Raw genomic sequence first — 10714 nt, 5'->3', positions numbered from 1 at the left:
GCCGCCCGAGCTGGGAGCGGGCGCGTCGACGGTATCGGGTGCGGGCTCGGTCAGCGGCGGGATCACGGGCTCCGGCAATCTCGAGGCGCAGGCCTCGACGGTGGCCGGGATCGGAAAGCGCGAGATCGTCGGCGTCGGGGCGCTACAGGCGCAGGCCGCATCCGCCGCAGGAACGGGCGAGCGGGAGATCACCGGCAGCGGGACGCTCGAGGCGCAGCTGGCAGCCGTGGCCGGCACCGGGGCGATCCCTGGCCATGTCTCCGGATCGGGCGCGCTGGCTGCTCAGGCCGCGGCCGTCGCCGGCGCGGGCCAGGTCACGGCGATCATCACCGGCGAGGGGCACTTGGTCGCGCAGTTTTCGACCGTCGCCGGATCGGATCAGAGTGGAGCGTATCTGATCGGCACGGTGAGGGCATGGCCTGTACTGGTAGGCACGACGGAGGCCTATCCCGCCCTGATCGGGGCAGTGACAGCGAGGCCTGAATGAGCCACTCGACCCTCTACATCGGCAGCACCACGGTCCTTGAGCTCGATGGGCTCGCCACGGGAGATGCGGATGGAAACGTCGAGGCGTACCAAAACAATGCGACGGTCGTGCTCTTGGCGCTGGTCGATAAGCGCACAGGCGACCCAGTCTCCGGGGTCACAGTGCCCATGGCGCTTGCCTACGTGGCCGACTCGGACGGCAAGTATCAGGGCACGATCCCGGGCGATGCGGGTATCACGGCCGGCCGGGTGTATCTCGCCACGGTGAAAGCGGTGAGCGCGGCCGGGCAGGTCGCCGAGTGGAACGAGACGCTGATCGCTGAGGTGCGGGCGGGATGAGATGGCGCGGCTCTACGGCCGCCGCTGGTCCAAGGCACGCGCGAACTACCTCGAGCAGCATCCGTGGTGCGCGCTCTGCGAGGCGCTCGATAGGATGGAGCGGGCGACGGTCGTGGACCACAAGATCCCGCACCGCGGCGACCCGGTGCTCTTCTGGGACGAGGCGAATTGGCAGAGCCTCTGCGAGACGCACCACAACTCGACGAAGCAGGCGGTCGAGAAGGGCAGGACGGTCGTGCTGCATGGGCCCGACGGGTATCCGGCGGTCGAGGTCGGGCCCGGCGGCTGCCGGCGGCTCCGTTAACGTTAGAGGGGGCGGGGTCGAACGCTGGGGCAAAAGCGAGCGGAAACCGGCGCCCGCCCTTTTTGCTCACGCTGCCAGCAAAAAATGTTAACGGAGGGGTTCTCTGATGGCTGACGACGACCACCGACGAAAGTTCGACGAGGCGCAGGCCCGGCTCCGCGAGATGGCGCGCCGGCCTACGTCATCCATCCCTGCGACGCGGGCGCCGTGCTATTGATCGCCGCGGTCGAGGTCCTTGCCGGCGCGATCGGCTCCGCGGAGACGGCGGCGCATCTCCGGCGTGTCGCGGATGCCGTCGAGGACGGCATGAGCGTGCCGCCGCCGACAGTGAACTGATCGTGCCGAATGTGGTACAATTCACCCGCTCCTTCGATGGAGGACGCGAGCGGTCCGGAAGCCTGCGCGACGCAGGTTCTTTTTCGGCAGCGCGAGGCTGCTTATGCCCGGCCGCGACATCGGACGCGATCACGCGCGATGCTGATCCCGATGGAAGCCGCGGCGCTATGCGCCGTGATCCTGTTTGCATCCACGGGAGATACCCGCATGGCAGTTTCATGGGAAGAAATCCGCGAGGCGATCGCGGAGAACGCGAAGGCGTTCGACGCCTTCAAGAGTTCCAACGACGAGCGCTTCGACGATCTGGAACCGGATCGAGGAACTCGAATCGCGCGCGAAGCAGCCGGGCGTCACGGCCTCGCCGCGGGAGCAGCGCGAGCACAGCCAGCTATTCTGCAAGTGGATTCGAGATCCTCGGAGCGAGCAGCGCAAGCGCGATCTGCTCGAGGCCGAGTCCGAGCTTCAGCGCAAGGACGTCTCGACGACGGTCAACGCCGGCGGCAGCTTCGCGGTGCCGGAAATCATCGACCGCGCGATCGAGAAGCGGGTCTCGCAGTTGAACCCGTTCCGGCAGCTCGTGAAGGTCGTCCAGGTCGGCAACGCGAACTACAGACATCTCGTCGACATCCGCGGCGAGACGGTCGGCTGGGTCGGCGAGACCGACACGCGCACCGCCACCAGCACGCCGAGCCTGCGCGAGCGCGCGCCGACCTTCGGGACGATCTACGCCTATCGGAAGGCGACCGAGGAATCGCTGAACGACATCTTCTTCGACGTGCAGGAGTGGCTCGTCGAGGACATCTCGGACGGGTTCGCGGCCGAGGAGGCGAACGTCATCATCTCGGGCAACGGAACGAACAAGCCGACCGGCTTCCTCAACACCGCGCCCGTGGCGACCGCGGACGACGCCTCGCCGCTCCGCGATGCCGACGCGCTGCAATTCATCGCGTCGTCGGCGTCGCCGGACGCGATACTGCCGGACTCGCTGATCGACCTCGCGGTGAGCAGCATCAAGGAGCGGTATCTCATGGGCGAGCGCGTCGCCTGGGTGATGCACCGCAACTCGCTCGCGAGCGTGCGGAAGCTCAAGGACAGCCAGGAGCAGTACCTTTGGGTTCCGGGTCTCGGCGCGCCGTCCGGGAATCTGCTCGGCTATTCCGTGTTCATGTGCGACGGCATGCCGACGGTCGCCACGAACGCGCATCCGATCGCATTCGGAAACTGGCGCCGCGGGTATCTGCTCGCGATCGTCCAGGGCCTACGCATCACGGTCGACGACAACATCACGGAGCCCGGATACGCGAAGTACTACGTCAGACGCCGGCTCGGCGGCCGCATCCTGAACAACGATGCGGTGAAGGTGCTGAAGACGACCTAATGCCAACGGCCGCGCGCGGCGAGGGTCTTACTGCATGAGTCACCCTCTCATGAAAGCAACCGTGCAGAGCCGGCGGACGGCCTCCACCGTCGCGGCCGGCCCGGCAGCCGGAGTATCCCGGGGCTTTGTCCCGGGTCCGGCGGCCGGTGATGACTTCGCGCGTCTCCGCGCCGTCGTCGACCTTGCCCGCGCCGGCCTCACGGGTGCGCGACATCGCGCAGGCGCTGCGCGTTCATGAGCGCGCCGTGCGGGCGCTGCTCCAACGATATCCGCATCCCTTGAGGGCGGCCTGAATGGCGAACGTCGTCGGCGTCTACGAAGGTGCCACGACGGCTGATGCCGCGGCGCATGAACTCTCCGACGTTACGATCCCGGCGGGGGCGACGACCGCGTTCATCGGGCTGACGAAGTGGGGCGGCACCGAGGGTCCGTTCAGTGCGGTTTCGCTCGACGGAGAAGACGCGCAGTTTGTCGACGGATTCACGACGTTCGAGAGCGCGTCCGAGATCCATGTGTATCGCGCCTCTGGCTTCACGTCGGGTCCGAATAAGACGCTGAGCTTCACGCTCGCCGGCGCCGCCGCGGACGGCGTGCCGGTGGTCATCGCGTTCGTCAACGACGAGGATACGAGCGACCCGGTGCTAGCGTCCGATGCCGTCGCGGCGGCGACCAGCGACCAAACAGCCACGACGGAGGTCCTTCCGTGTGGCAGCGATGGGCTGCTGCTCTCGTTCTGCGCCGCAGACGTCGCGGCCGACGAATTTTGGCGCTGGCCAGGCTGTTGTCGCTGGCCCGGTAAGTGGACAGTCAAACGGGACGGCCACGCTGTACATTACGGCGGAGGCCCCGGGAGCTCCGGATGCGCAATCCGTCACCGGAGATTTCCCTGCAATCGTCGGCATCTCTGTGCGGCCGGCTGCGGCGGGCGCGACCGTCACCGGGTCGGGCACAGCATCCGCGCAGGCCGCACAGGTTGCGGGGGGCGCGTGCGATTCCTGCCGCTGGACCCTGCGACCGGGCAGGTCATCAGCGAGGCGGCGCGGCGACGGCTTGCGCAGGAGGCCGCCAAAAAAAACCCCGCCGAAGCGGGGTCAAAGGGAACCTGACCGAGTGCAGGTTTAGGCGGCGGGCTCCGGCTCCGGGTCGTCGCAATGCAGACGCTCCATGAACCGCCGCTCGCCGAGAAACGCGCGCAGGCCTTTCGCGGTGCAGGTGTACGACACGCGGTAATCGTCGTTCAGCTCGCCGGCCGCGAGGATCCGGTCGACGTACCAAAGATGCCGCCTGAGCTCCTCCGCGACCTGCTCGTCGCCCAAGCCTTCCTGCTCGGCGTGTGCGCGGTCCCGCTCGTACACGGTCCGGGTCTGATTGAGCCAGTCGGCAGGCGCGGCCCGCTTCCCGCGCAGCTCATCCTTCATCGCCTCGAGACGGTCGACGAGCTGTGCGGCTTCGCTCAAGTGCTCGTCGGCGCCGGCGATCGCGTCGCGGTCCGGCTCATCGTGCTCTGAGGATTCGAGGTAGAGCGCCAGCACGCCGGAGGCGAAGCGCAGGCGGTCGCGCACGCCGTCGATGATCTCGAGCAGGCTGCCGACGGGTTCTCGGTCGCGGTTCTCGGGCTCAGGTACAGTGGTATCGGTCATGGCTCAAGCTCCTTTGCAGCTTGGGTTATGGCAAGTGGCCGGCCGGTGTTGCGAGCACCGACCGGCCGCGCTTACCGCCCCTTTCGAGGCGGATTCAGCCACCGCTCGAATCGCTCGTCCGAGCGGCGGAACAAGATGCTGAGCACGTGCAGCTGATGGCGCGCGTCGGGCGTGCAGCCGTAGAGGCAGGCGCGGCGGCGGGCGGTCATCGGTGATACGCCCCGGCGAGGCAGTGCATGAGTTCGTGCCCGAGCATCGCCGTCGCGTCGTCGTCGACATGCGCGGGCCGATGGACGTACAGGCGGCACACGAGCTCGCCGCCGACGCGCAGGAGGACGGCGAAGCCATCCTCGGGGCCTCGGCGCAGGATCGAGCGCTCGAAGCTCTCCGCGCCGTACCGTCGCCGCGCTTCGGCGAGCTCGCGCTGGGTCGTGACCCAGGTGACCTCGAGCCGGAACACCGTCTCGTCGATGGTGGGGCGTACCGGCTGCGCGAGGGCGGGGGCGGCGAGCAGGGCGGCGAGAAATCCGGGTACGTAGTCGCTTACACGGCGCTTACGAGGGCGTCCGGGTGAGCGTCGATTTTCGGGAGAAGGTGTAAGGCGTTGATCGCAGAGGGGGAAACTGGTCGGGGTGATAGGATTTGAACCTACGGCCCCTGCGTCCCGAACGCCGGTTTTCCGTCTTTCCGTGTCTACGCGCGTCTGCGCAATGCGTTGATACTACGGCATTCTGTCGTTGCGTGTCTACCGTCGTCTACGATAGGATTGCCGTACGGTTGCCGTACGGCGTCCCCTGCGTCTTTCCGCATGAGTGTCGAAATTCAGAAGGTCAGCGTCCGCAATGCGCTTGAGCCGAGGCGCGAGCCGTACTGGGCCGCGCCGCTCGACAGGGGCCGGCACATCGGCGTCCGCAAGCTCGAGAACGGCTCCTGCGTCTGGATCGCGAAGCTGCGCGACGACGACGGGAAGAAGCGCTACCGCTCGCTCGGGCAGGTCACGAAGACGAACGACTACAGCGCGGCGAAGAAGGCCGCCGAGGACTGGTTCGCGTCGTTCGACGCCGGCGTGACAGACAGGCCGCCCACGGTCGCGGATGCATGCCGGGAGTACGTCGCGGGCCTGGAAGCGGACGGCCGCGGCGCGACCGCGAAGGGCGACCGACGCAAGGATCCCGAGGCCGTGCCGGGCTGGGGTGCCGCTCACGACGCCGAGATGCGGTTCCGCCGGCTGATCTACGACCAGCCGATCGGGAAGGTGCCGCTCGACAAGCTCCGCACGGCGAAGCTCCGCGAGTGGCGCAACGGAATCAAGGGCTCGAAGGACTCGCAGAATCGGAACTGGGAGGCGCTACGAGCGGCGCTCTACTTCGCGATCTCGAATCGGCGCGTGCATCCGTCGCTCGCGCAGGAATTGCGCGACGTGAAGAAGCACAGGAACGCTAAGCGGCGCCGCGGGCTTTATCTCGACCTCGAGCAGCGGCGGGCACTCCTGAAGGCCTGCGAGGGCGCGGTGCGCAATCTCGTCGAGGCCGCGATGCTGACCGGCGCCCGGCCGGGCGAGCTCGTCAGCATGAAGCGCTCCCAGTTCGACGCCAGGACCTCGACAGCGACGTTCCGCGGCAAGACCGGCACGCGGGCCGTGCCGCTCTCTCCGGCGGCCGTGGCGCTGTTCGAGAGGCTCGCGAAGGGCAAGCTCCCGAGCGCGTATCTGCTCACGCAGGACGACGGCCGGCCGTGGGGTCATTCGGACTGGGACGAGCTGATCCGCGAGGCGGCGACGAAGGCGAAGCTCCCGAAGGGCGTCGTGCTCTACACGCTGCGTCATTCGTGGATCACCGAGGCGCTCCGGGCCGGCATGCCGACGCTTGACGTCGCCCGCCTCACCGGCACGTCGCTCGCGATGATCGAGCAGCACTACGGGCACCTTGTCGCCGAAGCCGCGCGGGAGCGGCTGGCGGCCGTGGAGATGCTGTGACCGGCGGCCGTGGCGCCGATCCTGAGCCAGCGATCATCGAATTGCTGCGCCGTTTGTGGACGCTCCTATACACGCCTCCAGGTACTCCGGGCTGGCAGGAGATGTGTCGCCGTCAGCTTCACGAAGTCGAGACGATTCTCGACGTGTGGGACGAGCGCGAGGACTTGGACGAGCTTCGGACGTTGCTCGGTCTCAACAGCCAGGGGCGCGGCCGTCGTCGAAAGATGCGCACGGCCGTTCGCGAGTCGCGAATGGCGATGATGGTTGCCGCCGGCGTCGACGTCGACGCCGTGGCGGAGAAGTTCAGGGTCGACAGGCGAACCGTCGAGCGCGCGGTCGACGAATGGGGCGAGTACGCCGAACGCGTCCTAAGCCGTCAGCGACGGCGAGGATTCAAGCTCGACGTTGAAAGGCTGGCCGACAAGAAATAGCGATTTCCTGTCGTGACACGCAACGGACCGTGAATATATATAGATGGACGTCCGAAGAATTAGGAGGCGTCCATGCCGAGGGGAATCCCGAATAATAAGCGCGCGTCGCGAACTGCCGAACGTCGGGCGCTGAGACCCGCGATCCTCGATCCCAATCAGTTCTACTCGATCGATGAGACGGCGGCCGCGCGCGATAAGTCTCGGGCTGGCATCTATCAAGAGATCGCCGCCGGTGTGTTGAAGGCGACGAAAGACGGCAAGCGCACCAAGATACTCGGCGCCGAGATCATCCGCGCCAATCAACGCGACGCCGAGCAGACGGCGGCGTGATGATGCCGCGCAAAAGCGGCGCCGGCCGGGGTGGCTCCCGGCGGCGCGCAGATCATCGTGGGACTACGCCGAGGGCACGGCGCGACGACCGGGATCATACCACGATCGTCGCGCTCTATGACCGGCTGTACTCCCGCCAGGTCGTGAGGCGCGACGATGACGGCCGGTAACGTCGCCTACGTCGACCGCGGGATCCTCGGCGAGCGGGGCGACTGATGCCTCGAGCTGTCGATCCGTGGATCTGGCGCCGCGCCCTGCGAGACCACGGCCCGGACGACGGCGGCGTGCTGCTGACGCTGTACACCATCGCTACCTTCATGGACCGCGACGGCTCCTGCTGGCCGAGTCAGGAGACGATCGCGAAGGGCGCTCGGTGCACATCGCGAACGGTTCGCCGACACGTCGAGGAGGCCCGGGCCCTCGGGTGGCTGCACTGCGAAACGCACCATCGCGGCCGCTCGAGGGGCTGGCGCTGCACGGTATACACCGCCTCCGTCCCAGATCACGTCGAGCTCTCCGAAACGGAAGAGGAAATCAACGAGGTAGCCATCGGAGACGTCGAATTCGGCGATGCACCGGACACGGGTGTCCGCACGAACGCGAGTTATCTACATGGTGCGGACACGGGTGTCCGGACGATGGGCCCGGAAGCGGTTCGTGCGGACATTCGAGCCGTTGGTGCGGACACGGAGCGCGATGGTGCGGACATTCGGAGCAATCGTGCGGACACCGGTGACACATCGTGCGGACACGGGTGTCCTACGAAGTCTTCAATTAACTCCTCATCGAAGTCCTCATCGAAGAAGTCATCGGAAGGGCGCTTCGCGCCGCGCGCGCAAAACGCGATCGAGACGAAAGACGAGAAGACCGAAGACGAAGACGCAGCCGACGACGCAGCAGCAGCACAAGCCGCGCAGCGACGCATCGCCGGCATGATGGCCGACAGACAGGCGCAGCCGCAGACACCCGAGCAGCAGATCGACTGGTGGGCGCAGGTCGTCGAGCACGTCGCCAAGGCGTCCCGAGTCGCGCAGTCGCGCGACCCCGAGCGGATCCGCGTGCTGTGCCGCGGGCGGTTCGATCTCACGACGCACCAGGTTCGCCGTGCGCTGAAGGACGCCGGTGATCGGGCGGAGCCGGGGGTGAAGTACGACCCCGAGACCGGGCAACCGTACATCTGAGGACTGACCGAATGATGACGTTACTCCGCCTCGCCGCCCTCGCCGAGCTGCTCGCGCCGATCGTGCTGACGGCCGCGGCCGTGGTGCTGTCGTGAGGAAGTTACGCGTCGAGTGGACGTGCAGCGACTACGTGCGGCACCGGCACCGCTGGCGCTGGGCGGCGTGGTTGTGCGGCTGGGCGCAGTTCGCCTGGTGGCGTTTTGAATGGCACGTAATGCAATGGAGGCGAGATGCAATTACCAGAAATCGGGGCGGCCGCCGCACTGGCGCTTGATCGCGCTCGCAAAGAGGGCTACCGCGGCGCCGGCATGATCGTGGACGAGATGGCGCGGCTTTTCGTCGTGGAGCTGCTCGAGACCGGCATCAAGTTGCGTGGCGTCACCCACGTGCCCGTAGGCGTCGCGGCGCCGCTCCTGTTCGTGGCGCTGCCCGATCTCGTGCTGCCGGCGGACGCCTCACCCGAGGCGGCGTTTCAGGCCGTCGTGACGGAGCTCCGGCGCAAGGGGCGGCAACTCCATTGAACGTCCCGCGCGACTGCCTCTACTGCGGCAGGCCTTTCGAGGGCCGGCCGAATCGCGTCTATTGCTCGGACAGGTGCAAGCACGCCGAGAAGCGGCGCCGGCATCGCGTCTTCAAGCTCCGCGGTGCGATCGAGCACGTCGAGCGGCAGTTGAAGGTGGCAGAGATCAGGCGCGATCGGGAGAACGTGCGCCTGTTCTCATGGCGGTTGAAGCAACTTCGCCTCGAGCTGGAGGCGCTGGAAACCGGGGCGCAAAGAGAGGCCGAAAGAGTGGCGGCAAACTGCGGATATTCGCTCGACGCTCGCGTACTGTCGTGACTTCGTTAGCACACTCAAGGATTCCGGCAATGCTTTCGATTCAGGACAAGCGCGAGCGCCGAAACACGATCGCGGCGGACTTGCGCAAGCTGCTCGACACGCACTCGGGCAAGAAGTGGACGGAGGAGCATCAGAAGCGCTACGACGACGGCATCGCCGAGATCGAGGCGCTCGATCAGGAGATCGCGCGCGAGCAGCGGTTGCTCGACACTCAGGCCGATCGGCACTTCGCGGCGAATCCCTCGACGCCTGACGGCACGGCGCCGTCGACGCACGGCGAGACGTGGATCAACACCGAGACCGGCGAGCCGATCCGGCTGCTGTCGCACGGCGAGCGGTGGCAGCCGCGCACGTCCGGCGCCTCGTTCGGGCGGTGGATGCGGGGCCTTCTGACGGGGAAGCGCGCTGATGATTGGGCCGAGTTCCACAACGATCTCGCGACGTCGCCCGATTCTGCCGGCGGCTACACGGTGCCCGAGGAGCTCGCGCGCGAGTTCATCGACCGGCTGCGCGAGCGCATGGTGCTCTCACAGGCCGGCGCCCGCATGGTGCCGATGACGACGAAGACGCTGCAAATCGCGAAGATCACCGGCGACCCGACCGTCAGTTGGCACGCGGAGAATGCGTCGATCGCTGACAGTGACCCGACCTTCGACGCGGTGACGCTGACGAGCAAGACGATCGTCGGCTTGACGAAGCTCTCGCTCGAGCTCGCGCAGGACTCCGTCAACGTCGAGGAGGCGATCACGCGGGCGCTCACGCAGAGCATGGCGGTGGCGATCGACCAGGCGGGCCTCATCGGCGACGGCTCCGGAAACAACCCAATGGGCGTCGCGAACTTCGCCGGCCGCAACACCGTGACCGCGATCGGCGCGCCGACGAATTACGACTTCTTCGTGGACGGTATCAGCGCGCTGTTGCAGGACAACGTGCCGCTCGACGGCATTGGCGCCTCGATCATTCACCCGCGGCTGTGGGCCGATCTCGCGAAGCTCAAGACGGGGCTCACGTCGGACAACACACCGCTCGTGAAGCCCGCGGCGCTCACGCAGCCGATGCTCGTCACGACGAGCGTGCCGGTCGCCACCGGAACGCCGGACACGACGACAGCGTTCCAGGCGATGTGGTCCGATCTGCTCTATGGCGTGCGCCAGGACATCCGAGTGATTCCGCTGCGCGAGCGCTTCCTCGGCGACAACCTGCAGGTCGCGATCCTCGTCTACGCCCGCGTCGACTTCCAGCCGGCGCGCGAGGACTCGTTCGTCACGATGGAGGGCATCGCGCTTTCGTAATCTCGGCGATTCGGTCCGCCGAGTAGTCGGCCGCGTGGTGTTTCGCCTCCTTTGGCACCACGCGGCCGGCACCTTCGGGGTACTCGAAAGTCTCCGTTAACGTTAATCGGGGATCGCGAGGGGGCCGGTAATTTGTGCGTGCACTTCAAAAAACCTGTTTTAACGTTAACGGAAGCGCTGAAGT

General features: G+C 67.0%; 16 protein-coding genes. 13 read left to right on the top strand and 3 right to left on the bottom strand.

Annotated elements, in window-relative coordinates:
* The 6 genes from VF329_03520 to VF329_03495 form a co-directional block, all read left to right on the top strand.
* Positions 1-487: hypothetical protein (locus tag VF329_03520; GenBank protein HEX7080063.1), on the top strand; the 487-nt coding region annotated here is incomplete at its 5' end.
* A complete protein-coding gene (locus tag VF329_03515; GenBank protein ID HEX7080062.1) occupies positions 484-825 on the top strand; it encodes a hypothetical protein in 342 nt (113 codons plus the stop codon). The genes VF329_03520 and VF329_03515, both read left to right, overlap by 4 nt.
* Before the next feature lies 1 nt (position 826).
* Positions 827-1129, top strand: a complete 303-nt coding sequence (locus tag VF329_03510; protein ID HEX7080061.1) for an HNH endonuclease signature motif containing protein — start codon at positions 827-829, stop codon at positions 1127-1129.
* 207 nt (positions 1130-1336) lie between these two features.
* Positions 1337-1465 (top strand): hypothetical protein, encoded by a 129-nt coding sequence (locus tag VF329_03505; protein ID HEX7080060.1) that lies wholly within the window; start codon positions 1337-1339, stop codon positions 1463-1465.
* 184 nt (positions 1466-1649) lie between these two features.
* Positions 1650-2843 (top strand): phage major capsid protein, encoded by a 1194-nt coding sequence (locus tag VF329_03500; GenBank protein ID HEX7080059.1) that lies wholly within the window; start codon positions 1650-1652, stop codon positions 2841-2843.
* A 293-nt stretch (positions 2844-3136) separates the two neighbouring features.
* Positions 3137-3949 (top strand): hypothetical protein, encoded by an 813-nt coding sequence (locus tag VF329_03495; GenBank protein HEX7080058.1) that lies wholly within the window; start codon positions 3137-3139, stop codon positions 3947-3949.
* A 12-nt stretch (positions 3950-3961) separates the two neighbouring features.
* Here VF329_03495 and VF329_03490 read toward each other — a convergent pair whose 3' ends face one another.
* From VF329_03490 to VF329_03480, 3 genes are all read right to left on the bottom strand, one after another.
* On the bottom strand, positions 3962-4483 hold the full coding sequence (locus VF329_03490; GenBank protein HEX7080057.1) for a hypothetical protein: 522 nt from the start codon (positions 4481-4483) through the stop codon (positions 3962-3964).
* Positions 4484-4554: 71 nt separating this feature from the next.
* A complete protein-coding gene (locus VF329_03485; GenBank protein HEX7080056.1) occupies positions 4555-4692 on the bottom strand; it encodes a hypothetical protein in 138 nt (45 codons plus the stop codon).
* Positions 4689-4943 carry a hypothetical protein gene (locus tag VF329_03480; protein ID HEX7080055.1) on the bottom strand — a complete coding sequence of 85 codons (255 nt, stop codon included), beginning with the start codon at positions 4941-4943 and terminating at the stop codon, positions 4689-4691. Before VF329_03480 ends, VF329_03485 begins: the two co-directional genes overlap by 4 nt.
* Positions 4944-5291: 348 nt before the next feature.
* On the opposite strand from VF329_03480, the gene VF329_03475 reads away from it, so the two are divergent.
* The 7 genes from VF329_03475 to VF329_03445 all read left to right on the top strand — a co-directional run bounded on the left by VF329_03475 (position 5292) and on the right by VF329_03445 (position 10530).
* Positions 5292-6458, top strand: a complete 1167-nt coding sequence (locus VF329_03475; GenBank protein ID HEX7080054.1) for a tyrosine-type recombinase/integrase — start codon at positions 5292-5294, stop codon at positions 6456-6458.
* Positions 6459-6559: 101 nt separating this feature from the next.
* Positions 6560-6889 carry a helix-turn-helix domain-containing protein gene (locus tag VF329_03470; protein HEX7080053.1) on the top strand — a complete coding sequence of 110 codons (330 nt, stop codon included), beginning with the start codon at positions 6560-6562 and terminating at the stop codon, positions 6887-6889.
* Positions 6890-6961: 72 nt separating this feature from the next.
* Positions 6962-7219 carry a hypothetical protein gene (locus VF329_03465; protein ID HEX7080052.1) on the top strand — a complete coding sequence of 86 codons (258 nt, stop codon included), beginning with the start codon at positions 6962-6964 and terminating at the stop codon, positions 7217-7219.
* A 932-nt stretch (positions 7220-8151) separates the two neighbouring features.
* The gene (locus VF329_03460) at positions 8152-8400 is read left to right on the top strand and encodes a hypothetical protein (GenBank protein HEX7080051.1); all 249 of its coding nucleotides are present in this window, start codon (positions 8152-8154) and stop codon (positions 8398-8400) included.
* Positions 8401-8630: 230 nt separating this feature from the next.
* A complete protein-coding gene (locus tag VF329_03455) occupies positions 8631-8921 on the top strand; it encodes a hypothetical protein (protein ID HEX7080050.1) in 291 nt (96 codons plus the stop codon).
* On the top strand, positions 8918-9238 hold the full coding sequence (locus VF329_03450; GenBank protein ID HEX7080049.1) for a hypothetical protein: 321 nt from the start codon (positions 8918-8920) through the stop codon (positions 9236-9238). The genes VF329_03455 and VF329_03450 overlap by 4 nt, the downstream gene beginning before the upstream one ends.
* Positions 9239-9267: 29 nt before the next feature.
* Positions 9268-10530 (top strand): phage major capsid protein, encoded by a 1263-nt coding sequence (locus VF329_03445; GenBank protein HEX7080048.1) that lies wholly within the window; start codon positions 9268-9270, stop codon positions 10528-10530.
* Positions 10531-10714 lie beyond the last annotated feature (184 nt).

The organism is Gammaproteobacteria bacterium (genome assembly GCA_036381015.1).
In the GTDB taxonomy this organism is placed as follows: Bacteria; Pseudomonadota; Gammaproteobacteria; order Steroidobacterales; family Rariloculaceae; genus ZC4RG20.
The sequence above is the reverse complement of the archived record's forward strand: the minus strand, read 5'-3'. Positions and strand labels throughout refer to the sequence as shown.